Below are 22,057 nucleotides of genomic sequence, written 5' to 3'. Positions count from 1 at the left end.
CTTAAGCGGACGGTGCCGCGCTCGGCTGATCCGATGGTGGCGAGGCGGCGAGGACGACCTCGGCGGTGGTCGCCGCCGGCTTCTCCGCCTCGACGATGCGGGTGATCACGGCGAGGTGGTCGGCGGCGGCCGCCGGCACCCGTACCACGATGTGAAAGGGCCTCTCGTCGGGTTCGTCGATGGCGAAGCCGCTGACCCCGGTCGCCACCTCCAGGGCCCGTCGCATCCCGTACGGGGTGCCGCGCCACCGCGCCAGCAGCGCGCCGTGGGCCACCAGGTCACGTAGCCGCCCGACCGGCAGGGGCAGCGGCGCGTCCGGTCGGTGCGACGCCACGACGTGGTCCATCGCCACCCAGCGGGTCAGGCGTACGACCATGTCGTCGGGGGCCCGGTACGGGTCGAACAGGGCGTCCACCGCGGCGAGGATCGCCTCGTCCGGGGCGTGCAGTCCCTCCATGACGTCCAGCAGCGCCCAGAGCACGCTGCCCGGCACGCATGCCCGCTGGTACGCGGCGGGCAGCAGCCGCTCAATCGCCGAGCGTCGCATCCTGGCGCACCACCTCGATGTCGTGCTCGCCGGAGCAGAGCAGCCACGTGTCCGGGACGGTCACCACGTCGGCGGTGGCCTGGTTGGCGCTGGCGGTCCAGGTGACCGCGTCGGCGCTGCGGTACACGCCGCGCTCGCCGGAGGCCAGCACCAGCCGGTCCGTCGCCGGACCGCCCGCGCCGGAGGCCGCCGGACCGCCCGTGCCGACGGCTGCCGCGGAAGGGCCGCTCACGGCGACGGCGTCGACCGGCACGAACCGGGTCCGGTCGCGCAACGGCAGCCCGCAGTTGACCGAGACCGGTTGCCACTGCGGCTGGGCGGCCAGGGTGTCCAGCCGCAGCACCCCGCCGCTCTGCGTGGCGGCCACCGCCTGCTGGCCGGCGAACGCCAGATCCCGGCAGGTGCCGCCGATCCAGCCGGCCTGCACCGACTGCCACTTGACGTCGGACTCGAACAGCCGGGTGCGGTGACAGCCCTGGCCGGGCTTCTTCGGGTCCGGCTCGCCCGCGCCACTCCACAGCAGTGTGGCCGGGCCGTCGTACTGCACCGCGAGGACCCGGTTGTCCACGTTGGAGAGCCCGACGTGCGTGAAGCTGCCCGGCCGGCCGCCGGCCGTCGACAGGTACACCCCGAAGCTGGCCTGCGCCGCGACCGCCACGCCCGGCGCGCCGCGCTCGGAGACGAAGGCGCGGACCGCGTAGAAGCCCCGATCGGCGTCGGACGGGTCGACGAGGATCTGCAACGGCACCGCGCCGGGCAGCAGTGACACCTCGTACAGCCCGGTGTCGGTCGCCACCAGCAGCGCTCCCGCGCCGTCGCGGTCCAGCCACGCCACGTCGGAGATCCGCGAGTCCAGGTCGGTCAGCAGCGACCACGTCTCACCCAGGTCGGTGCTCAGTCGTACCCGGGAGCCGCCCGACTCGCGCACCGTCACCACGGCCACTGAGCCGGGACGCGCCACGATGCCGGGCCGCACCGGGGCGGGGGCGGGCGCGACCCGCAGCACCGTCTCGTCGTCGTCGAACCGGCCGGCCGGCTCCCAGCCCGAACCCGCGTTGCTGGAGCGGAACAGCACCGGGCCACGCCCGGCGTACCAGGTGCGCGGCTGGTACGCGTCGACGGCGAGGGCGCGGACGTTGGCGTCGGGCGCCTCGTCGACCACGAACCGCACCGACTCGACGTACCGCACGCCCGGCTCGGCCTGCTCCAACAACCGGTACACGTTGGATGCCCGCAGCGGCTCGCCGAACGGCCACCCGCTCGGGTTGAGCGCGGTGGGCAGCGGGCTGAGCGTCTGGTGCAGCCGGTCGTGGATGCGCCGCCGGACCGCGTCCACGTCCTCCTCCCGCCGCACCACCACGCGGGCCCGCACCGACACCGCCTTGAACCGGGCCCAGCTCGCCCGCGAGCGGATACCGACCATCCGGCGCTGTTCCAGGTCCGCCTCGACGCGGTGGCGGGCCTCGGGCACCTCGTAATCGCGCAGCACCGCCACCGGCAGCCGGCCGCCCGGGCGGGCCGCCGGCGGCACGTAGGGCACCAGCACCACCTCGACCTCACCCGGGCGGGCGAAGCTGTAGACAGCCGAGCGGGTGAACGCGCGGGCCCGCGCCACCGCGCCCGAGCTGGTGGCGAGGACCTCGAAGTCGCGAGCGGTGACCGCGCGCTGCTGGGCGAAGAACTCGTACGGGCCACGCAGCAGCACCGATTCCAACGCCTCCATCTCCCGGCCGCCGGCCGCCCGGGTGGGGTTGTCGACGCGTACCCCGGGCAGTGGATCGCGCAGGGTGGTCAGCGTGCCGGCGGCGACGTTGCCGGCCGGACCACCGCCGGCCCGGTACCAGAGGCGGACCTGCCGCCCGGCCGGGGGCACGGCCGCCACCGGTGTCGGCCCGGCGGTGCCGTCGGCGGACGGCCGCAGGTCCAGGGCCGGGGCGAAGGTGACGGTGCCCGAGCAGCGGTCCACCAGGTACGCCTTGGCCTGCGGGCCGAGCCCGGCGAAGCTGTCCACCGGTTGCCAGATCTCGAACGTGCGGCCCTCGTGCTCGCGGGCGGCCGCCCCCAGCTCCACCGAGCCGGTCGGCACCTCCACCCCGAGCAGCAGGTCCAGCGGCTCGCCGGTGTGGGCCAGGGGCGCGCGGGCCGCGCGCAGCACCTGCCCCGGCTGGCCGGTGCCGAGACCGAGCAGCTCCGCGTCCACCGGCTCGCAGTGGTGCATCCGGACGGTCACCGAGGACTCGCCGGCCGGCAGCATCGCCGGCTCGGTGGTGACGAAGACGACCGGCCGGGGATCGGCGCCACGCGCCGCCGCGACCCGCAGCCCGGCCGGGATCCGCACCGCCGAGGTGTCGGCGCCGGCGCGGCTGAACACCACGTCCGCCCAGGCCGCGGTGGGCGCGTGCCGCGCCACCCCGAGCAGGTTCAGGAACTGCACGTACGCCTTCTCCGGCAACTGGTTCAGCCGGTAGATCATCACCTCGGTCAGGTGCGCGAACGCCTCCACCAGCGCCATGCCGGGGTCGTGCGCCGACAGGTCGGTCCACGCGGGGCAGGACTGGCGGATCCGCTCACGGGCCTCGGTGACGAGGTCGAGGAACCCCCGGTCGTCCAGGTGCGGCACGGGCAGCGTCATGAAGATTCTCCCGGTTCGTCGTCGGCGGGGAGCAGATCCACGGAGAACACCAACTGACCGGGCGTCAGGCTGGCCCGAACCCGGTAGTCCAGCCGGATCACCAGCCGCCACGCGTCGTCCAGGTCCGGCCCCGCGTCGACGTCGATGACCTCGACCCGGGGCTCCCAGCGGGCGATGGCCTGCCGCACGTAGTGGATCGCCAGCCCGGCCGTGGTGTCGTCGTTGGGCGCGAAGATCAACCGGTGCAGCCGCGAGCCGTACCCGGGCCGCATCAGCCGCTCGCCCGGCGTCGTCGACAACAGCAGGAACAGCGCCTGGCGTACGCTCTCGTCGCCCTCGGTCATGGCCAGGCCACCGGCGACGGTGAGCGCCAACCCGCCGCCCCGGCCGGCGTCGAAGCCGGCCCCGACGAAGCGGAACGCCCTCACCGGTCCGCCCCCAGGAAGCGCTGCCGGGGGTCGCGGACGGTGTGGTGGACCGCGTCCGGCGGTGTGCCGTCGGTGAACCCCTCCAGGTGCGACAGCACCACCCGGTGTCCGTCGACGCGGAGCCAGTCGCTGTAGCCGACGCGGACGGTCAGCGTCTTCGCGCACGGTTTGATGGTCGGGCCATAGTTCGGGCAGGCGACGATCTTCCGTCCCTCCGGGTCGTCGTCCACCAGCACCGGCACGGCGGTGACGGTCACCCACCGCTGCGACGGTTGGTTCTCGACCCGGCCGTCGTGATCACAGGCGATCAGCGAGTCGCGGTGGATCCAACGCATCAGCCGCCTCCTTCGTGGTGGGCGCGGGCGAGCGAACGGGCCTGCTGCGCCGCGGTGGTCGGGTCCTCGGTCGCCTCGGCGTGCAGGAAGTCCACGCTGCGGGCGCGGACCACCATGGCCCGGCCCGGTGCGGAGATCACCAGGTCGGTCGCCGCGTGCAGGGTGGCCAGGTCGGGAGTGAGCTCCAGCCAACTGCCGCCCTCGGTGCCGAGCCGCAGGCTGCGCTGGACGTCGTCCACGACGATTGACTGTCCGCCGGCCGTGCGCAGCGTCCAGCGCCGGGCCCGACCGTCGTCGATGCCCGCGTCGTACGGCTCGACGGCCCCGAACAGCGAACCCAGCACGATGCCCGAGGCCGGCTCGCCGCCGGGCAACACCACCAGCACGGTGTCGTCCGGATCGGGGAGCGCCACCAGACCCTTGCCGCGTCCCGCACCCGGGCAGAGCACGCCGAGCCAACCGGCGTCCAGGTCCCCGTACGCGGGCAGGGTCAGCCGTACCCGGCCCAACCCGTCCGGGTCGGCCACGTCGGTCACGGTGCCGAGGGTGACGACCGCGCCGCCGACCGGCGAGGACGGCACGGCCGGCGGCACGGTCGAGAACCGGGTGAGGTGCCCCTCGCCGTCCACGGTGTGCACCACCTCGGTCAGCACGTACGCCCCGGCGAGGGGGTCGGGCACCCCCGCCAGGGCGATCCGCCGGCCCGGCCGCAGCGCCGGATCACCCTCGGCCACCCCCTCGGCGGTGGACAAGGCGGCAGCGCGCAGGTCCAGTCGCGCCTGGGCCAACGCGGCCACCTCGTCGTCGCTGCGTCCCGGCTGGTCGACGGCGGTGCGGACGCCGTCGGCCCCCACGTCGGCCGGGTCCGGACGGTCACCGGCCGGCCGGCCGCAGCGCGCCTCGTCGGCCCGCTGGCTGATCGGCTCGGCCCGCTGCGGATGCCACCCCAACGCGACGCTCGCGCCGCTGGCCTGGTCCGCGTTCGTGGACAGCCGCAGGGTGTGCACACCCGCGCCGAGGATCAGCGGGACCGGCTCACCGTAGCCGGCGAGGGTCACCAGTCGTACGCCGTCGCCGTCGGCGGCCAGGTGCAGCCCCGCCCGCCCGGCGACCTCGCAGAGCAGCTCCAGATCACTGTGCCGGTGCTGGACCAACCGTTCCAGCCGTGGGCCGTCGTCCTCGGCCGCCACGGTCAGCCCCACCCCGCCGCACAGGTCCCGGGCCAGCTCCGCCGCCGTCACCGAGGTGAAGACCCGCAGGTCCTGCCGCTTGCGCAGCCGGTGCAGCGCGTCGTACGCCCGCAGCCGCAGCACGACCGCGCCATCGGCGGCGTACTCGACCTCCACGCAGGTCACCTCCCCGACGAACAGCGCGTCGGCGTGGTCGGCGAGCCGCACGTCGAGGGTCGCGCCGGGGCGCACGGCCGGGTCGAGCGCCGCAGTGCCGGCGGCGGTCGCGAGGACCAACTCGGCCTGGGTCGGCTGGTCGAGCCGGGCGGCCACCCGCAGCGAGCGGATCCGCTGGCGGGCCACGGCGTTCAGCTCGACGCCGTCGAGCAGGACGGTCAGCGCCCGGGGCGCCACGCTGGTCACGGCGTACCCCCCGCGACTGTTCCGGTCGGGCCGGCCCCGGTCGCGGCGGCCGTTGCGGTCGGGCCGGCACCGGTCGCGGAGGCGATCGAGGCGGCCCAGCTCGCGGCGGCGGCGATCGAGGCGTCCACGAACGACCCGCCGGCCCGTGCCATCGCGCCGAGCGTCGACTCCGGCGCGGAGCCGCCCGAGCCGACGGGGGGCACCGCGAGGGTCGTACCGGCCGGCACCGCGAGCGGGTCGGTGATCCGGTTGTGCTCGGCCAGCAGCCGCCACCGCAGCGGCGAGCCGAGCGCATCGTTGGCCAGCAGGTCGAAACGGACACCGGCGTGGCCCGGCTCGGTCGCGCCGTCGCCGGCCGCGACCACGGCGCTGCCCGGTGCGGCGACCGGCGTACTCGCTGCGGCGAGCTCCTCGGCGAAGCCGGCCTGCGCCTGGTCGGCGCTCTCGGCGGTCCGGACCAGCTTCAGTCGCAGCCAGGAGCGCCGGGGCGAGCCGGTACCGGTGAACGCGTCGAACCGCTCGGCCACCGCCACGATCACGCCCGGCACGTTCCACGTCTTGCCCCAGACCAGCCGGACCAGCGGCGGACGCAGCCAGCCGTGCTCGACGTCGGAGTTCTCCGCCAGCATCCACAACGGTCGCGTCAGCATCCGTACGTCGGTGGGGCGGACCTGCGCCTGGACGAAGTCGACATCGAAGAGCAGATCCAGCACCAACTCCGTACGGCCACCGCCGGTAAAGACCAGCGGGTCGTCGGCCAGACCGGAACCGGTGAGCTGCGCGCCGCCCGCACCCCGATGGCGTACGCCGGCGAGCCGGGTCACCTGCACGGTCTCCGGGTTGAGCAGGCAGTCCACCCGCTCGCCGGTGGAGTCGATGAGGAAGGCCACGCGTTCCATCAGCCGCCCGCCTGCTCCCGGTCGAGCCGGCGCTCGTGGCCCGCGTCGAGCGCCGCGCCGGGCACCGTCCACAGCGGTCCGTCATCCGGTAGAGCCGGCCACGGGTCCACGCCGGGCGCGACGGCCGCCGACGGGAACGGCGCGCTCACCGGCCAGTGCCCGGCGCTGTCGACCTCGGCGGTGCCCGTCCCGTACCCCGGTCGAGCGTCCCACCGCCCGACCTCGCCGCCGCGCCGCCCGCGCCGCCCATCGGCGCGCTGGTCGCGGTCCGGCCGGGCGTGCTGGCGCGGTGCGTCGTGCTGCGTAGGCCCCTCCGGCCCTGCATACCGGTCCGTCCGTTGCTGGTCAGGGAACCGGCTCGCGTGGTGCTCGGGCAACTGCCGGGAGCGTCCACGGAGGTGGTGCTCGGGGAGCCGCCCGGCCCGTTGGTCGGGGAGCCGGTCGCTGTGCTGTTCGGGATGGTGGCCGGCGTGGGGCCGCTCTTCGGTGGGGTGCTCCCCGAGCCGGGCCGGCCCGGTCGGCTCGTCCGGCAGCGCGGGCCAGGACGGGCCGGCCACCCTCCCGTGTCCGTGCCGCGCCGTCGTGGCGTCCGGAGCGGAGCGTCGAGGAAAAGCGCTCGTGGACGTGCCGAGACCTCCCACGATCTCGCCGGGTGGCACAGGTGGCGCGCTATCGGGGGTGGCGACCGCCTCTCCGGGGTAAGCGACGCCGGGCGCGCGGATCGGCCTGCCGACGCTCGCCGCGATGTCACGCCCGTCCGCCGACGCGGAGCCGTTGGAGCGGGGCGTTCCGCTCGACGACGTCGCGCCGTCCGGGATCGCTGGTCGAATGATCGGAAGCCGTCGTTCGGAGCCGCCGTCCAGGTGTCCGGGACCGCCCGCCCCGGGACCAGGGTGGGCGTGCTCACCAGCGCCGCCCGGTCGGGCGCGCGGGTGCGGGTCGCCGGGCCGGCCGTGGGCGGCGGCGACCGGCCGGTCGGTCCGACCCGCCACCGGTCGGCCGGTCCGACTGGCGACCGGTCGGAACGCCGGGTTGACCGGGTCGCCCGAGCGGTCCGGCCGCCGCGATGGCGTCGCGCCCGGCGGAGTCCCGTCCCGCGTCGGCGCGGCCTGGTCGACGTCGAGGTCCAGCTCACGGAGCAGGCCGGGGGCGTGCGCGGCGACCAGGTCCACCCAATGCTGCGGCGGCTCGCCGAAACGACGCGGCGGCTCGGCCGGATGTTCCGGCTCGGCGGTCGGGTTGTCGACGCGTCCGGCGAGGCGCTGCACCGCGCCGGCCACCGAGCGGAGGCGACCGGCCAGCCAGCTACGCGGGCGTCGGCGCGGCGGCACCGCCGGCCTCCAGTTCGAGGCCCTCGTAGCGCAGCGTCAGCGACGCGATGGCGATCTCGTGGCTCACCGTGTTGAGGTGCGCTCCGCGCCACCGGGTGGGCCACGCGTCGATCAGGTTCCAGCGCAGCACCTCGGCGGTGCCCGCCGCGTCGAGCAGCACCACCGACACGTTGCGGCGGCTGAGGGTGCCCTTGGCGGTGGCGTTCACCCAGTCCCACAGCTCGCGGGACGCGGTGAGGCCGAAGTGCAGTGTCACCGGCTCGTACTCGGCCTGGCCGGGGACCATCCGCGTCGGTCCGGGGCCGTGCTCCCGGTACGGCTGCCCGGGAATGTTCACCTCCAGCCCGCTCATCTCGGTGAAGTGGCCGTTGGTGACGCCGTTGAGGAGCAGCCGGAAGTTGTAGACCCGGTACGGGTCGCCGGGCGCGCCGGGCTGCGGGGTGGCGGGAGTGGCCATGTCAGCCTCCGATCGTCTCGGTCTCGGCGCCGCCGGCCCACTGGCTGAGCTTGAACACCACGAATTCGGCGGGCTTGACGACGGCGATGCCGATGTGGGCGATCACCATGCCAGCGTCGCGGACGTCCGGCGGGTTGGTCTCCTCGTCGCACTTGACGAAGAACGCCTCCTCGGCGCTGCGCCCCAGCAGCGCGCCGTCGCGCCACACCCGGGTGAGGAACGCCCCGATGTCGCGCCGGATCGAGCGCCAGAGGGTGAAGTCGTTCGGTTCAAAGACCATCCACCGGGTGCCGTTGGCGATGGCCTGTTCGATGGCGATGCTGAGTCGCCGGACGTTGAGGTAGCGCCACTCGCTGGCCTCGGCGGCGAGCGTACGGGCGCCCCAGACGCGGATGCCCTCGCCGGCGAAGTAGCGGATCACGTTGACACCCTTGGGGTTGAGCACGTCGTGCTCGGGGCGGGTGACCCGGTAGCCGAGGTCGACCGCGCCACGGACCGGTTCGTTGGCCGGCGCCTTGTGCACGCCGCGCAGGGCGTCGGTGCGGGCCCAGATGCCGGCCAGGTGTCCGCTCGGCGGCGTCAGTTCCAACTCGCCGCTGATCGGGTCACGCACCTGCAGGTACGGGTAGTAGAACGCGGCGAACTCGGACTGCCGGGGCCGGTACGCCGGCGGTCCCTCCCCGCCGCCCGGACCAGCGGCAGGGCCCGCACCCTCGGCGGGTTTCGGCGGCTTGCCGGAGGCCGGGGTGGCGACCCGGGTCAGCGCGGAGATGTCGTCGATGTCCGGGGCCGGGTCGCAGATCGCCACCATGGTGCGGGTCCGCTCGGCCATGCTGATCAGCGCGTCGTGGGACACCGGGTCGGAAAAGCCCGGAGCGGCGATGATGGAGATCTCGTCGACGGCCTCCAGCAGTTGCAGGCCGCCGCGTTGCTTGCCGGTGCCGGTGATCGCGCCGCCGTCGCCGACGTTGACCACCCAGCAGCGCGCGCCCCCGTTGTCCAGGAAACCGAAGACGGCCCGGGCCAGCGGGGTGCTCTCGACCTGGTCGCCGTCGGCGAAGAGCCGCAGGAACTCGGTCCAGTTGTTGACCGGTACGGCCTTGCCCAGGTGGGCGTCGCGGTTCGGGGCGACGCCGACGAACGCGGCGATGCTGGTGCTCACCGGGCCGATCGGTCGGGCGCCGCTGGGGACCTCCTCGACATAGATGCCGGGGGAGAAATAGCTGGGCATCGGTCCTCCTGTGCGGGGTGGGCGTCAGTGGGTCGGTGGAGCGCAGACGATGACGATGTCGTCGTCGTCCGCGTCCACGTCGGCGGTGAGCACGAGCCCGCGACCGCTCAGTCGCAGCCGTACCGGATGAGGGTGTTCGGGGTCGTGCGGAACCCCGGCGATCAGGAAGCGGCCGTCGGGCCCGGTGCGGGTCGCGGACGCCGTACCGGGCACCTCGACGCGCATGGCGGCGAGGGGCTGGTCCTGCGTGCCGACGACCCGGCCGGCAAGGGCGCGCACCGCGACCTGACGCAGCCGCAGCGGTTGCAGGACCGGGGGCGCGGCCGGTGTCGGGTGGTCCACCTGAGCCGGTACGTCGATCAGCAGCGCCGGGCGGGGCGCGGCGTCCAGCGCGTGCCACAGCGCCGCCGCTCCGGCCTCCAGCACCACCGGGTAGCGGCCGTCCCGGGTCGTGGCGGCGAGCACCCGGTCCAGCACGGCGAGCCCGGCCGGACCGGCCACGCTGAGCAGGTAGCGGACTGTGAACCGGTACGGCTCGCGGACCGCGCCGCTGGAGCGGGTCTGCTGGGCCGGGCGCAGTTCGAGGGGCCAGAGGGTCAGCCCCTCGGCGTCGCCGCCCGCGCGGGGTGGACCGATCGGGACGGGTTCCCCCGCCGCGCCGGTCAGCCATTCGACCAGCTCGGCGGTGGCCGTCTCGATCGGTCCGCGCCCGTCAATGGTCATCGCGGCGGGGTCCCCTGGATGCGGTACGCGATGGCCTCGTTCCACACGTGCGGGTAGACGCCGATCTCGAAGTAGCGGGTGAACCGGTTGATCGGCGCGTTGGTGTGGTCGTGGTAGATCAGCCAGATCGGCGCGATCGTGAAGAGCGCGTAGTTCGCCAGCACCAGCGGGATGTACAGCGGTCCGAGCAGTCGCGCCTGGAAGATGTGCACGTCCTCGTGGCGTTGGATGCCGGAGTTGGAGCCCGCGCAGACGGTGCCGATGGTGGTGGCGTAGCGCGGGGAGACCCCCTCCACCACGCAGACCCGGCCGCTGGCGGTCGACGTGGGCCGGTCCAACGAGTGCCCGAAGATAAGGTGCACGACCAGGTAGACGGCCCCGACCACCGTGTTGAGCAGGCTCCACGTGTGGTCGACGACGAAGAGGACGATGCCGCGGGCGTCCGGGGCGTACACCCCGGCGGAGGTGACGGCCCAGCCGAACACGGCCCCGACCAGCAGGCCCACGACGGCCCCGACGAGCAGGCCGACCGGCCCGCCGGCCAGGAGGCCGAAGACGGCGCCGGCAGCCATCTGGATCACCGCGCTGAGGATTCCGAAGATCATGACGACACCCCCTCAGACCCAGGAGCGGAAGACGCGGGGCTCGCGACCGCTCGCGAGCTGGGTGGGTGTGGCCTGTCGGTTGCCGGGCGGGAACTGGTTCACGCCAAGCGCGGCGGAGAAGATCACCAGCGCGTTGAAGAACGCGATGACCCACTTCTCGCCGCCGACCTCGTCGGCGAACGCCGCCGTGAGGTAGGACAGCAGCAGGGCGATGGCGATGGCGATCCACTTGCGGAGCTTGTCGCCGCTCGGACCGATCAACCCGCCGATGACGTTGGTGGCCAGCAGGGTGGCGGCGCTCGCTCCGGCGAGACCGCCCAGGGCTGCCCAGGTGAAGAGATCGTTCACGGCGATCCCCCCTTTTCTGCAGTGGTGCGACCGGGATGTGGTGGTGGTGAGGCCGGCGCTCCCGCGCGGGGAGCGCCGACGCCGGTCGCCGTCGTCGTGGGGCGGCCGGAGCGGGAACGCGGCCGGCGGACGCCGGCCACCGGATGCGTCAGCCGGGCCCGGGCGCGCCGGCGGGCGGCCCCGGCGGGGTCGGGCCGGGCGCGGTCGGGCCGGTCGCGGTCGGACCGGCTGCCGCCGGCGCCGTCGAGCGACGGCGACGCAACAGGAGTACGGCCACAGCGGTGAGGACGAGCAGCAGGAGCACGCCGCCGACGACCAGCAGCCACGGGAAACCACCCGAGTCGGTGTCGGCGGCTGCCGGCGAGGCCGAGGGGCGCGGCGGCGCCTCGGCGACGGCGCGCAATTCCATCGGCTTGTCCTGGTTGGAGTCGACCTTCCAGGTGACCGATCGACCGTTGACGGTGCCATTGGTGTCGATCACCCGTCCGGGAAAGGTCACCGAGATCTCGAACGACATCAGCTTGAGGAAGGCCTGCTGCTGTTGAGGATTCTGCTGGGCGGCTTTCCCGCCGTATTTCTTCGGATCCAGCGGTAACGTGAAACGGTAGAAGTCGCCGTCCCGGACCAGTTTGACGCTCTCGCTGTCGAAGCCCGCCAGCGGCGCCTTGCGATAATTGATCTGTGCGCCGAAGAGCTTGCTGTCCTCGTAGCCCGTCTCCTCGCCGGGAGGCAGCGCCGGAATGTTCTTGCGCAGCTCGGCGAACGCGGCCGGGATGTTCTTGTTCTGGGAGCTCAGCACCGACTTCTGGGCGGTCAGCAGCAACTGCCCGTCGACCGTGTCGTCGGCGTTCACGGTGAGCCCCATGTTGAGTTGCATGCAGCCGCTCAACGCGGCGAGAAGAAGGAGGCACACCGCGACGCGGAGTGCCCTACCGCGGTTCATGCTCCTGTTCATGCGCTCAGTGTGTGTGATCCAATTCACCATTAGCAGTCAGCGATTGGTCACAAGGTAGTCGCCGATTGTACCGGCGGACTGTCGTATTTGGCCGAGGCCGAGAGTGGCCCCGAAGAATAGACTGGAGCATTGCGCCCCCGGCCTGCCGGAGCGCCGCCGTTTTTCACCCTGCCGGCGGTCGCCGGTCGGTGCACCAGGTCATGCTCCGCAGGGCGGCGCTGCCCGGTGTGAGGCGCAGCGCGGCGGGCCCGGCCCGGGATCGGCGGAGCGGGTGACCGGAGGGCGGCCCGGTAGGCGGCTCCGCCGGCCGATGGTGGACGATCGCGGAGAGCGAGCCGGCGGACGCCGGTGATCGCTGACGGCCGCACAACGCGTCGGTCGACCGGTGGGAGGTGGCGATGACGTGGTTCGCGGGCCTGCGGGTCGCCGGCCATCGGTTGCGGCAGGGGTGGCGGCCGGTGCTGGAGGCGACCGTCGCGGCGACCGTGGCCTGGCTGCTCGCCACCCGCCTGCTCGGGCATCCGCAGCCGTTCTTCGCGCCGGCCGCCGCGCTGATCGTCCTCGGTCAGGCCCGTGGGCAGCGCATCCGGCGGGCCGTCGAGGTCGTGCTCGGGGTGGCCGCCGGGGTGCTCGTCGCGGACCTGGTCGTGCAGGCGCTGGGCCCCGGCAGCACGTGGACGGTCTGCACGGTCATCCTGCTCACCGTCCTGCTCGCGGTCGCCTTCGGCGCCACCGGCGTCACTCTCGTACAGGCCGCCGTCTCCGCGCTCTACCTGGTGGTGGTCGCGCCGCCGGACGGGTCGCTGGTGCCGTTCCGCTTCGTCGACGCGCTGATCGGCGGCGCGGTGGCGCTCGCCGTCAGCCTCCTCGCCGACGCCCGGCACCCGCTCGCGCCGCTGGCCGCCGAGGTGCGGCGCACGTTCGACGAGCTGGCCGGTCTGCTGGGCGAGATCGCCGACGCGCTGGACGGGCGCGACGAGACGGCGGCGGTGGCCGCCCTGGCGCGCGCCCGGAGCATGGACGCCCGGGTCGACGGGCTGCGGGACGGCGTGCTCGCCGCCGGTGAGGCGCTGCGGCTCAACGTGCGCCGACGCCGGCACATCGGCCGGTTGCGGTCGGTCGACGAGTCGGTCCGGCAGATCGACTACGTGGTCCGCAACGTCCGGGTGCTCGCCCGCGCGGGCGTGACGCTCAGTCGACTGCGTACCCCCAACCCGCCCGAGCTGGGCGACGCGCTGCGCTGCCTGGTGGAGGCGGTCCGGGAGGCCGGCGCGGCGCTCGCCGCCGACCTGGACGGGCAGGAGGAGGTCGCCGACCGGCACGCCCTGCGGGCGGACGAGGCGGCGCTGGCTGCCGTCCGTACCGCCGGGCAGCTCTTCGGGTCGACCCAGACCCTCCCCCTCGCCATGATCATCGGCCAGGTCCGGGCGACGGCGATCGACCTGCTGCGGGGCGTGCACCCCGACGACGACGTCGCCGTCCTGGCCCGCGTGGACGCGGCCCTCGGCCTACCCGCCGTCTGACCGACACCGAGGGTCACCCGGTTAGCCACCCGGTGGCCCTCGCGCGGATTCCCGCGGGCAGATCATGCCCGCCGGGGAACTCCTCGTAGGTGACGTCGTAGCCGATGCCGCGCAGGTGCGGCACGAAGCGGCGGCTGCACACGTCGACGGGCAGCACCGGGTCGTTCACCCCGTGCGAGACGAAGATCCGTGGTCGCCCACGGACGACCGGCGGCGCGGCGAAGCCGGGGGAGAAGGCCAGCACCGCGTCGACCAGGTCGCCGTTGGCCAGCCCCAGCGAGAGCGCGTACGACGCCCCGTCGGAGAATCCGCCGAGCGTGACCCCGCGTACGGGGTAGCCGTCGAACGCGCTGGCCAGCAACGCGTCGATGTGCCCGACGTCCACCCCGAGGCCACCGGCGATCAGGTCCCAACTGGTCGCCGACGACTGCGGGGCGATCAGCAGCAGGTGGTGCGCGTCCGCCTCCGCGAGCAGCAGGTCCAGTCCGTGCCGCGCGGAACCACCCGCCCCGTGCAGGAGCACCACCAGCCGGTACGCGGCCCCGTCGGCGGCCGGCTCCGGCACGTACGCCATCGCGGGCCGGCCACCGTCACCGCCGGGCAGCGGCACGATGCCGGTCGGCCCGCTCACCACCGGCGGGTGTGGGCGTGTGGTCAACCGGCCGTGCCGATGACCCTGTGCGGGCTCCCGGCTCGGCGGCGCGGGGTCGGACACGGGCCACCAACTCCTCGCGGTCGACGAGAGGTGCGAGGCGGTTACCCGGACGGCCGCCCGTTAACCGGGCGGCCGTTCAGGCGCTGTCGCGGGCCACCAGGTCGGACGGGAAGAGCGTCACCGGCGCTCCCGGGCGACCGGCCAGCACGGCGGCGGCCGCCGCGGCGGCGATCCGGCCCACGGGGTGGCTCGCGGTGGTCAGTGCCGGCGCGGTCATGCCGGCCAGCGGGATGTCGTCGAAGCCGGCCACCGCGACGTCACCGGGCACCCGGACGCCGTCCTCACGCAGCGCCGCGATCACCCCGAGGGCCGTCTCGTCGCTGATCGCGTAGATCGCGTCGACGTCCGGCCAGCGCCGCAGCGCCTCACCGGCCGCCTCCCGGCCCCGCGCCGCCGTGAAGTCCCCCCACACGACCCGCTCCGGCAGGCCGGCCTCGTGCATCAGGTGGCGGTACGCCCGCACCGGCCGCTGCGCGCACGGCAGCCACCGCGGACCGGTCACCATGGCGATCCGGCGGCGGCCCGTGCCGTACAGGTGGCGTAACACCGCGCCCGCGCCGGTGGTGTTGTCGACGTCGAACGACGGCACCGTGGCCGAGCCGATGCCGATCGACGCGATCCGGCCGTGCAGCGCCCGGGGTGCGGCCGCCAGCAGGTCCTCGGTGGTGTTGACCAGCACGACCCCGCACACGCTGCGGTCGGCGGCGAGCTGGTCGAGGCCGTGCGGGTCGCCCAGCGCCAGCCAGTGCAGGGCCACCCCGACGCCGGCCGGCGCGCACACCCGGGCGGCCGAGCCGACCACGCGGTCCACGTACGGGTCGTCCAGCACGGCCGCGCTGGTCCCCAGGGCGGCCACCACCAGCCGCACGCCGCCGCCGCGCACCAGTGCGCGCGCGGCCGGGTTGGGCACGTAGCCGAGCTGGTCGGCGGCCGTCACCACCCGTGCCCGGGCGGCCGGCGAGGCGAACCCGGTGCCGGCGATCACCCGCGAGGCGGTGGACCGGGACACTCCGGCGGCCCGGGCGACGTCCTCCAGGGTGGCTGGCCGCTGTGCCGCTGCCGTCATCGCGTCCTCCCCGACGACGCCCGCCCCCCGTGGGCGTGCGCCTGCCAGCCATCATCCCCCGACCTGCGGGCTTGCGGTAAGGGGCGGGGCCCGCTTGTGGTGGTAGCGCTCTCAGGTGTGCGATCGTGCCAGGAGATCACCCCCCAGGAAGAGGAACACCCCTTGAGTGCCCCCACCAGTCCCGCCGTCGCCCCGGACGCCACCGCGCCGGCGCGGGCCGTCGTGCTCGCCCGCAACGGCGTCGCCCTGACCTTCACCCTGAACGGCCTGGCCGTCGGTAGCTGGTTCTCCCGGGTACCGGCCGTCCGGGAGGCGCTGGACCTGTCCGCCGGCCGCCTCGGGCTGCTGTTGCTCGCGCTGAGCGTCGGCGCGCTGCTCGCCATGCCGACGTCCGGGCTGCTCGCCCAGCGCCTCGGCTCCGCCCGCACGGTCACCCTCGCCACCGTGTTGGTCGCGGTGGGCCTGATCGTGGCCGGGTTGGGCGCGACGGTCGCCGGTTCGGCCGCCGTCGTCGCGCTGGGGATGGTCGCCTTCGGCTACGGCTCCGGCGCGTGTGACGTGGCGATGAATGTCGAGGGCGCGGCCGTGGAGCGTCGGTTGGGGCGTACCGTCATGCCCCGTTTCCACGCGGCCTGGAGCCTCGGGTCGGTGGCCGGCGCGGGCGTCGGCGCCGGGGCGGCCCGCCTGGACGTGCCGGTGGGCGCGCACCTCGCCGTGGTGGCCGTGGTGGTCCTGGTCGGCACCGTCTTCGCGTCCCGGGCGTACCTGCCGCAGCCCGTCGTGGACGCGGCCAACGGGCCGACGGACACCAGCCCGGCCGGCCGTCGGCGGGCCCAGCTCGCCGCCTGGCGCGAGCCGCGCACCCTGCTGATCGGGCTGTTCGTGCTGGTGGCGGCCTTCACCGAGGGCAGCGCCAACGACTGGCTGGCGGTCGCGTTCGTGGACGGCCGGGACCTGAGCGAGGCGGCCGGTGCGGCGGTCTTCGGCGTGTTCGTCGTCGGCATGACCCTCGGTCGCACCGCCGGCACGGTCGCGCTGGACCGTTGGGGGCGGGTGCCGGTCCTCACCGGCACCGTCCTGCTCGCCGCCGCCGGCGCGACGCTGGCCGTGCTGGCCGGCTCGGGACCGGTGGCCATCGTCGGCGTCGCGTTGTGGGGGATCGGCGCGTCACTCGGCTTCCCCGTCGGCATGAGCGCGGCGGCCGACGAGGAGGCGCACGCGGCGGTACGGGTCAGCGTCGTCGCCGTGATCGGTTACACGGCCTTCCTGGGTGGCCCGCCGCTGCTGGGGCTGCTCGGCGACCACGTCGGCATCCTGCGGGCGCTGCTGGTGGTGCCGCTGCTGCTCCTGCCGACGTTGGCGCTGGTGCCGGCGCTGCGCCCGCCGCGCGCCGCCGATCGGGAGTCGGACGAGGCCGTCGCCGAGCAGGCGTCGGCAGCACGACAAAACTAGCCCGGATCAGGGCGTACCGGTATCGGGCGCGCGGCCGAGTGCGCCGCGCGCCCGTGCTGGCTACGGTCGCCCGATGCCAACCGACGAGATCACCGCCGCCGCGGCGGGCACCTGGACCCTGGGCGACCGCACCGTGCGCCGGATGGGCTTCGGCTCGATGCGGATCACCGCGAACCCCGACCGCGAGCGCGCGATCGCGCTGCTGCGCCGCGCCGTGGAGCTGGGCGTCAACCACATCGACACGGCCGCGTTCTACGTCTCGCCCGGCGGAACCCTGCGGGTGGGCACCGGTCCCGCCCGGTACGCCACCGAGCTGATCCACGCCGCCCTCGCGCCGTACCCGGAGGATCTGGTGATCGTGACCAAGGTCGGCTTCGGGTACGACCCGGTGGACGGGTTCCACGAGGCGGTCGATCCCGCGCAGTTGCGCGCGCAGGTCGAGGAGAACCTGCGTCGTCTCGGCCGCGACCAGCTCGACGTGGTGAACCTACGGCTCGGCCGGGGGCCGGGGGCGGTGCCGCTGGCCGAGCGGTTCGGCGCCCTGGCCGAGCTGCGCGACGCCGGGCTGATCCGGCACCTCGGGCTGTCCAACGTCCGGTCCGAGCAACTCGACGAGGTGGCCGGCGTCGCGCCCGTGGTCTGCGTGCAGAACAACTACGGCGTGGACGCCTACCGTGAACAGGACGCCTTCGTCCGGGCCTGCGGCGAGCGGGGAATCGCCTACGTGCCGTTCTTCGCGCTGGCCGGAACGTCCCGGGAGGCGGGCGCGACCGCCGCGCCGGACGTGGCCGTCGAGGCGGTCGCCCGCGACCACGGCGTCACCCCCTCGCAGGTACGCCTGGCCTGGACCCTGCACCAGGGCCCGCACGTCCTCGCCATCCCCGGCACCAGCAACCCGGCACACCTGGAGGAGAACATCGCCGCCGCGTCCCTAAACCTGACCCCGGAAGACCTGACCCGCCTGGGGTGACCCGCCCGCTCCCGGTGACCCGCCCGCTCCCGGTGACCCGCCCGCTCCCGGTGATCATGAAGTTATTGCCCTCGGTGTCGGCGTGTCACGTCAATAACTTCATGATCACCGGAGCCAGACGCGCAGAGGGCCGAGGGGGAGGAAGCCGGCTCGGCGGGCCGGGGGCAGGTCCGGCGCGGACTCGTAGCCGACCAGGAGTACGCCGGGTCGGGCGACGACGACCGCACGCCAGATCTCGTCCGCGTCGTCCGTGCTGCTGAACAGGTTGGAGACGCCGCACGGGTCGTCGCCGCTGACCACCGCACCGCCGATGACCGTGCCGTTCTCGTCATAGCGGGCCAGCACCCGGATGCGCGGGTCGGCCAGCAACGCCGGGCGGAACAGCTCCCCACCGCCGTGCGCGCTCGCCCAGGCCGCCAGCCCGTGCCCGGTGGTGACCGGAGTGAGCGGCGGGCCGGCCGGCGGCTCGGTGGGCGGGCGGTGGATCCACTGCGCGTCGAAGAGGACCCGGAACCCGTACGCCGCCAGGTCGAGGTCGGCGAAGCTGTCCTTCACCGACGCGCCGGCCCCGTCGTCGATCCGCGCGAGCAGCGCTTCGGGGTCGACGCCGGGGCGCAGGGTGACCGCGTCCGGATACCAGGGCGGGGAGCGGCGGGGCACCGACCACGCGTCAGCGTCGGTCCGGCCGACCAGCCCGTGGCTGGCGCACACCACCTCGCACCATTGCGCGTTGTTGTGCGCTGCCGCCTTCCGCACGTCGTCCGGCACGCCCGGCAGCCTAATCGGTGAGCACGACGAGCCGCTGGGTCGCGCGCGTCATCGCGACGTACCTGTCGACCGCCCCCTGGACGCCCTCACCGAACGCCTCCGGGTCCACGAGGACGACCAGGTCGAACTCCAGCCCCTTGGACAGTTCCGGGCTCAGCGACCGGACGCGATTCGTCGCCGGCCGGAACGTGGGGTCGCCGATGACGCAGGCGATCCCCTCGGCGTGCTCCGCGAGCCAGCCGTCGACGATCGCGTCCCGGTCGCGCACCGACGCGTGGGTGACGGGGATCCCGTTGCCGCGGATCGAGGTCGGCACGTTCGCGTCCGGGAGTACGGCCCGGATGACCGGTTCGGCCCGCGCCATGACCTCCCGGGGCGTTCGGTAGTTGACGGTCAACGAGGTCAGGGTCACCTCGTCGAGCCCGACGCGGGCGAGCCGTTCCCGCCACGACCCGGTGAATCCGTGCCGGGCCTGGGCCCGGTCCCCGACGATCGTGAAGCTGCGCGACGGGCACCGCGACAGCAGCATCTGCCACTGCGCGTCGGTCAGCTCCTGCGCCTCGTCCACGACGATGTGCGCGAACGGGCCGGCCAGCAGATCCGCGGCGACGCCCGGCAGCACCGCCTCGTCGACAAGCGCGTCCTGCAGGTCCAGTTGGCGCAGGCTCGACAGCACGCCCTCGCCGTCGTCGTAGGCGTGCGCCTCTATCAGCTCGTCGACGACCGTCGCCATGCGAGCCCGTTCGGCGGCGATCGTGGCCTCGTGGCGGCGGGTACGCCGCGACGCCTCCGCATCGCCGAGCCGCTGTCGCGCCGCGTCCAGCAGCGGCAGGTCGGACACCGTCCACGCGCGGGCGTCGGCACGCTGGAGCCGGCGGACGTCGTCGGGACCGAGCCAGGGGGCGCACCTGCGCAGATAGGCGGGTACCGACCACAGGTCCGCGACGATGTCGGCGGCGTCGAGCAGCGGCCAGGCGCGGTTGACCGTCGTACGGAGTTCCGCGTCGCGCCGCAGCGACGCGCGGACGAGGTCCTCGGGTTCGTCGCCGTCGTACCTGCCGAGCAGGATGCTCAGCAACTCGTCCCAGATCTCGTCGCGGGCCTCGTTGTGCGGGGTGCCCGGTCCGGGCGCCTCGAACGCCTGGGCCCAGTCGTCGGCGCTCAGCCGGATGTCGGTGTCGCCGGCCGTCACGGTCAGCGCCGTCGTCGGCGGCTCCTCGTAGAAGCGAACGGCCGCGTCGATCGCCTGTACCAGGCCGAGGGAGGACTTGAGGCGGTCCACCTCCTGGTCGCTCTCGGCGACGGCCGAGGCGCCCTGGGGTACGAGGTCCCGCAGGGTGCAGGTCTGCACGTCCTCCTCGCCGAGGCTGGGCAGGACGTCGGCGACGTACGCCAGGTAGGGCTGGTGCGGCCCGACGAACAGCACCCCGCCGCGCCCCTGCCGCAGGCGCGGGTCGGAGTAGAGCAGGTACGCGGTGCGGTGCAGGGCGACAACGGTCTTGCCTGTGCCCGGACCGCCGTCGACGACGAGCGCGCCGCGGGATCCGGCCCGGATGATGGCGTCCTGGTCGGCCTGGATGGTGCTGAGCACGTCGCGCATCCGGGCCGACCGGTTGCCGCCGAGGCTGGCGATGAACGCCGACTGGTCGTCCAGCGCGGCGTGCCCCTCGAACCCGTCCGGGGTGAACACCTCATCCCAGTAGTCGCTGATCCGGCCGAGGGTCCAGCGGTACCGACGCCGGCTCGCCAGACCCATCGGGTTGGCGTGGGTCGCTCCGAAGAACGGCGCGGCGGCCGGTGAACGCCAGTCGAGCAGCAGCCGGCGGCCGTCGCCGTCGCTGAGGCCGAACCGTCCGATGTAGACGGGATCGGGGTCGTCCGCGTGGACCATGCGGCCGAGACATAGATCCAGACCGAAACGACGCAGCGCACGCAGGCGGGCGGTCAGCCGCCGGACCTCATCGTCCCGGACGACCGCCTGCCGACCCTTGCCCGCCGGTGCCCGGCGCTCGGCGTCCAGGCGGTCGGACAGGTCGGCGATCGACCGCTGAAGGCTCGCCGCGATCACGGCGAAGTGCTCCTCGTCCCGAGCGACGAGCGCCGGGTCGGCCTTGGCGGCGAGGTTCTCGGGGAGGTCGAACACACTGGCCGCCGCCGACGACACGTTCATTCTCATGGCTCCCGTTTGCGCAGGTCATGGCCTTGGACGGGCCATTCTGCGGCACAGCGGGGGCCTTGCCGCAAGTCCCCCCATGCGGTATATGTTGGATATGGCGGGAGGTGTTGTTCCCCGCCGTCACTGCTTCCGTTCGGCGTAGACGAGATCCACCGTGTCGGTACGCCCGGCCCAGCGCAGGTCGAGATGCCAGCACCCCGCTCGGGGCAGGTCGATGATCGAAGGCCCCGGCCCTCCGGCGACCTCGTGGGTCACTCTCGTGTCGGTGCCGTCCAACGTCGCGGTGATCTTCAGCGTGGTCGACGCGTCCGGGGCCGGCGAGGTCGTGGCGGGCCGAGCCACCCAGAGGATCTTGTTGCTCGACGCGTCCGGTCGGACCTGCGCCAGCGGGTGGCCGAACAGCACCGCCACGATCTCACCCCGTGCGCCGAAGACGTGCGGCATCCGGGTGTCCCCGTGGAACCCCTCGTCCGCCCAGTCGGGCAGCGACCCCGTGTCGACCCTCGACGCGCAGCCGACCGCCGCAGTGGTTGCGTCGCCGGCAGTCGTCGCCGGCCCGTCGCCGGCCGTGCCGCAGCCCGCCAGCAGCAGAACCGACCCCAGCAGAAACCTGCCCCAAGTGATCATCGCGCTCCCCTCCCACACGGACGTGTCCCGCACCAGAGAGACACCGGCCGAGTCGGGCGGGTTCCCGGGGCCTGTCTCATAAGAACTGGCCCGAGGCCGTGTCTTCAAAGGTTCACAACCACTGGAGTAGCGCGGCGATCGTGACGGTGGCCCGGAACGAGGCCGCGATCAGCGCGGTCGGGGCCGCGGCGCTGAGCGGTGGCGGTAATGCTGATGACCCTGATGCCTGTGAGTCATCTAGATGACTCACAGGCATCACGCTCATCAGGGTGTTGTCGCCGTCGGTCGCTTGGCGTGGCGGTCGCGAAGACGCACGGCGCCGCACTGCTTGAGCCGGTTGAAGCAGCGTTCGACGACGTTGCGCCGTTTGTAGAGCTGTTGTCGAACGCCGGTGGCCGGCCGCCGCGGGTGCCTCGTCGGTGGCGGTTGGCCTGCTGGTCGGCGCGTTCAGGGATGGTGTGCCCGAAGCGGGTGCAGTCGTTGACGTTGCCGCCCGAGAGCACGAACGCCAGAGTCCGACCCAGGCCATCGAAGGACGCGCTATGTCATCCTCCACCAAGATCCTCTGAAGACACGGCCTAGGTGACTGGTGTTAAACGGCGGTTGACCGAGTTCTGGTCGACCGCCGTTATCGCGTGGGTGGTGTCGGTTCGGTGCGTTGGCTCGAGGGTGTGGGG

21 protein-coding genes and 1 pseudogene are annotated in these 22,057 nt (G+C 73.9%); 3 read left to right on the top strand and 19 right to left on the bottom strand.

Annotation, left to right across the window (positions count from 1 at the left end; translation table 11 throughout):
• Position 1: 1 nt before the first annotated feature.
• The 13 genes from ACLQ25_RS12860 to ACLQ25_RS12800 form a co-directional block, all read right to left on the bottom strand.
• Positions 2-547, bottom strand: a complete 546-nt coding sequence (locus ACLQ25_RS12860) for a phage tail protein (RefSeq protein WP_425731106.1) — start codon at positions 545-547, stop codon at positions 2-4.
• On the bottom strand, positions 528-3,179 hold the full coding sequence (locus tag ACLQ25_RS12855) for a putative baseplate assembly protein (RefSeq protein WP_425731105.1): 2,652 nt from the start codon (positions 3,177-3,179) through the stop codon (positions 528-530). The genes ACLQ25_RS12860 and ACLQ25_RS12855 overlap by 20 nt, the downstream gene beginning before the upstream one ends.
• Positions 3,176-3,607: a GPW/gp25 family protein gene (locus tag ACLQ25_RS12850; protein ID WP_425731104.1), complete on the bottom strand. Its 432-nt coding sequence runs from the start codon at positions 3,605-3,607 to the stop codon at positions 3,176-3,178. Before ACLQ25_RS12850 ends, ACLQ25_RS12855 begins: the two co-directional genes overlap by 4 nt.
• Complete coding sequence (locus tag ACLQ25_RS12845; protein WP_425731103.1) at positions 3,604-3,942, bottom strand: hypothetical protein; 339 nt, start codon at positions 3,940-3,942, stop codon at positions 3,604-3,606. The genes ACLQ25_RS12850 and ACLQ25_RS12845 overlap by 4 nt, the downstream gene beginning before the upstream one ends.
• Complete coding sequence (locus ACLQ25_RS12840; RefSeq protein WP_425731102.1) at positions 3,942-5,534, bottom strand: contractile injection system protein, VgrG/Pvc8 family; 1,593 nt, start codon at positions 5,532-5,534, stop codon at positions 3,942-3,944. The genes ACLQ25_RS12845 and ACLQ25_RS12840 overlap by 1 nt, the downstream gene beginning before the upstream one ends.
• Positions 5,531-6,433: a hypothetical protein gene (locus ACLQ25_RS12835; protein WP_425731101.1), complete on the bottom strand. Its 903-nt coding sequence runs from the start codon at positions 6,431-6,433 to the stop codon at positions 5,531-5,533. The genes ACLQ25_RS12840 and ACLQ25_RS12835 overlap by 4 nt, the downstream gene beginning before the upstream one ends.
• The gene (locus ACLQ25_RS12830) at positions 6,433-7,764 is read right to left on the bottom strand and encodes a hypothetical protein (RefSeq protein ID WP_425731100.1); all 1,332 of its coding nucleotides are present in this window, start codon (positions 7,762-7,764) and stop codon (positions 6,433-6,435) included. Before ACLQ25_RS12830 ends, ACLQ25_RS12835 begins: the two co-directional genes overlap by 1 nt.
• Positions 7,739-8,221 carry a phage tail protein gene (locus ACLQ25_RS12825; RefSeq protein WP_425731099.1) on the bottom strand — a complete coding sequence of 161 codons (483 nt, stop codon included), beginning with the start codon at positions 8,219-8,221 and terminating at the stop codon, positions 7,739-7,741. The genes ACLQ25_RS12830 and ACLQ25_RS12825 overlap by 26 nt, the downstream gene beginning before the upstream one ends.
• Position 8,222: 1 nt before the next feature.
• Complete coding sequence (locus ACLQ25_RS12820) at positions 8,223-9,452, bottom strand: phage tail sheath subtilisin-like domain-containing protein (RefSeq protein ID WP_425731098.1); 1,230 nt, start codon at positions 9,450-9,452, stop codon at positions 8,223-8,225.
• A gap of 24 nt (positions 9,453-9,476) precedes the next feature.
• Complete coding sequence (locus ACLQ25_RS12815) at positions 9,477-10,175, bottom strand: carboxypeptidase-like regulatory domain-containing protein (protein WP_425731097.1); 699 nt, start codon at positions 10,173-10,175, stop codon at positions 9,477-9,479.
• Entirely contained in the window at positions 10,172-10,780 is a 609-nt protein-coding gene (locus ACLQ25_RS12810; protein WP_425731096.1) for a glycine zipper family protein, read from the bottom strand. The genes ACLQ25_RS12815 and ACLQ25_RS12810 overlap by 4 nt, the downstream gene beginning before the upstream one ends.
• 12 nt (positions 10,781-10,792) lie before the next feature.
• Positions 10,793-11,128, bottom strand: coding sequence for a hypothetical protein (locus tag ACLQ25_RS12805; protein WP_425731095.1), 336 nt, complete (start codon positions 11,126-11,128; stop codon positions 10,793-10,795).
• Between the two features lie 148 nt (positions 11,129-11,276).
• The gene (locus tag ACLQ25_RS12800) at positions 11,277-12,083 is read right to left on the bottom strand and encodes an LppM family (lipo)protein (RefSeq protein ID WP_425731094.1); all 807 of its coding nucleotides are present in this window, start codon (positions 12,081-12,083) and stop codon (positions 11,277-11,279) included.
• Between the two features lie 398 nt (positions 12,084-12,481).
• Here ACLQ25_RS12800 and ACLQ25_RS12795 point away from each other — a divergent pair, with 398 nt between their 5' ends.
• Positions 12,482-13,606, top strand: coding sequence for an FUSC family protein (locus ACLQ25_RS12795; RefSeq protein WP_425731093.1), 1,125 nt, complete (start codon positions 12,482-12,484; stop codon positions 13,604-13,606).
• 13 nt (positions 13,607-13,619) lie between these two features.
• Here the strand turns inward: ACLQ25_RS12795 and ACLQ25_RS12790 are convergent, their stop codons facing one another.
• Together ACLQ25_RS12790 and ACLQ25_RS12785 are read right to left on the bottom strand one after the other, a co-directional pair.
• A complete protein-coding gene (locus tag ACLQ25_RS12790) occupies positions 13,620-14,321 on the bottom strand; it encodes an alpha/beta hydrolase (protein WP_425731092.1) in 702 nt (233 codons plus the stop codon).
• A gap of 76 nt (positions 14,322-14,397) precedes the next feature.
• On the bottom strand, positions 14,398-15,387 hold the full coding sequence (locus tag ACLQ25_RS12785; RefSeq protein WP_425731091.1) for a LacI family DNA-binding transcriptional regulator: 990 nt from the start codon (positions 15,385-15,387) through the stop codon (positions 14,398-14,400).
• A gap of 162 nt (positions 15,388-15,549) precedes the next feature.
• Between ACLQ25_RS12785 and ACLQ25_RS12780 the strand changes: the two genes are divergently transcribed.
• Together ACLQ25_RS12780 and ACLQ25_RS12775 are read left to right on the top strand one after the other, a co-directional pair.
• Entirely contained in the window at positions 15,550-16,839 is a 1,290-nt protein-coding gene (locus ACLQ25_RS12780) for an MFS transporter (protein ID WP_425731090.1), read from the top strand.
• Between the two features lie 73 nt (positions 16,840-16,912).
• Positions 16,913-17,809: an aldo/keto reductase gene (locus tag ACLQ25_RS12775; RefSeq protein WP_425731089.1), complete on the top strand. Its 897-nt coding sequence runs from the start codon at positions 16,913-16,915 to the stop codon at positions 17,807-17,809.
• 105 nt (positions 17,810-17,914) lie between these two features.
• Here ACLQ25_RS12775 and ACLQ25_RS12770 read toward each other — a convergent pair whose 3' ends face one another.
• The 4 genes and pseudogenes from ACLQ25_RS12770 to ACLQ25_RS12755 form a co-directional block, all read right to left on the bottom strand.
• The gene (locus ACLQ25_RS12770) at positions 17,915-18,577 is read right to left on the bottom strand and encodes a hypothetical protein (protein WP_425731088.1); all 663 of its coding nucleotides are present in this window, start codon (positions 18,575-18,577) and stop codon (positions 17,915-17,917) included.
• Positions 18,578-18,587: 10 nt separating this feature from the next.
• On the bottom strand, positions 18,588-20,747 hold the full coding sequence (gene helR / locus ACLQ25_RS12765; protein WP_425731174.1) for an RNA polymerase recycling motor ATPase HelR: 2,160 nt from the start codon (positions 20,745-20,747) through the stop codon (positions 18,588-18,590).
• 126 nt (positions 20,748-20,873) lie between these two features.
• On the bottom strand, positions 20,874-21,380 hold the full coding sequence (locus tag ACLQ25_RS12760) for a hypothetical protein (protein WP_425731087.1): 507 nt from the start codon (positions 21,378-21,380) through the stop codon (positions 20,874-20,876).
• A gap of 264 nt (positions 21,381-21,644) precedes the next feature.
• Positions 21,645-21,841 (bottom strand): annotated as a pseudogene (locus ACLQ25_RS12755) (IS5 family transposase); the annotation flags it as partial.
• Positions 21,842-22,057 lie beyond the last annotated feature (216 nt).

Origin of the sequence: Micromonospora sp. DT44 (genome assembly GCF_049841635.1) — a bacterium.
GTDB lineage: Bacteria > Actinomycetota > Actinomycetes > Mycobacteriales > Micromonosporaceae > Micromonospora.
The sequence above is the reverse complement of the archived record's forward strand: the minus strand, read 5'-3'. Positions and strand labels throughout refer to the sequence as shown.

Bases quoted from the DNA above. Each gene is read 5' to 3' on its own strand.
- ACLQ25_RS12800 (WP_425731094.1), bottom strand. From the start codon at position 12,083: ATGAACAGGAGCATGAACCGCGGTAGGGCACTCCGCGTCGCGGTGTGC.
- ACLQ25_RS12845 (WP_425731103.1), bottom strand. From the start codon at position 3,942: ATGCGTTGGATCCACCGCGACTCGCTGATCGCCTGTGATCACGACGGC.
- helR (WP_425731174.1), bottom strand. From the start codon at position 20,747: ATGAACGTGTCGTCGGCGGCGGCCAGTGTGTTCGACCTCCCCGAGAAC.
- ACLQ25_RS12815 (WP_425731097.1), bottom strand. From the start codon at position 10,175: ATGACCATTGACGGGCGCGGACCGATCGAGACGGCCACCGCCGAGCTG.
- ACLQ25_RS12855 (WP_425731105.1), bottom strand. From the start codon at position 3,179: ATGACGCTGCCCGTGCCGCACCTGGACGACCGGGGGTTCCTCGACCTC.
- ACLQ25_RS12760 (WP_425731087.1), bottom strand. From the start codon at position 21,380: ATGATCACTTGGGGCAGGTTTCTGCTGGGGTCGGTTCTGCTGCTGGCG.
- ACLQ25_RS12820 (WP_425731098.1), bottom strand. From the start codon at position 9,452: ATGCCCAGCTATTTCTCCCCCGGCATCTATGTCGAGGAGGTCCCCAGC.
- ACLQ25_RS12860 (WP_425731106.1), bottom strand. From the start codon at position 547: ATGCGACGCTCGGCGATTGAGCGGCTGCTGCCCGCCGCGTACCAGCGG.
- ACLQ25_RS12785 (WP_425731091.1), bottom strand. From the start codon at position 15,387: ATGACGGCAGCGGCACAGCGGCCAGCCACCCTGGAGGACGTCGCCCGG.
- ACLQ25_RS12835 (WP_425731101.1), bottom strand. From the start codon at position 6,433: ATGGAACGCGTGGCCTTCCTCATCGACTCCACCGGCGAGCGGGTGGAC.
- ACLQ25_RS12825 (WP_425731099.1), bottom strand. From the start codon at position 8,221: ATGGCCACTCCCGCCACCCCGCAGCCCGGCGCGCCCGGCGACCCGTAC.
- ACLQ25_RS12795 (WP_425731093.1), top strand. From the start codon at position 12,482: ATGACGTGGTTCGCGGGCCTGCGGGTCGCCGGCCATCGGTTGCGGCAG.
- ACLQ25_RS12810 (WP_425731096.1), bottom strand. From the start codon at position 10,780: ATGATCTTCGGAATCCTCAGCGCGGTGATCCAGATGGCTGCCGGCGCC.
- ACLQ25_RS12775 (WP_425731089.1), top strand. From the start codon at position 16,913: ATGCCAACCGACGAGATCACCGCCGCCGCGGCGGGCACCTGGACCCTG.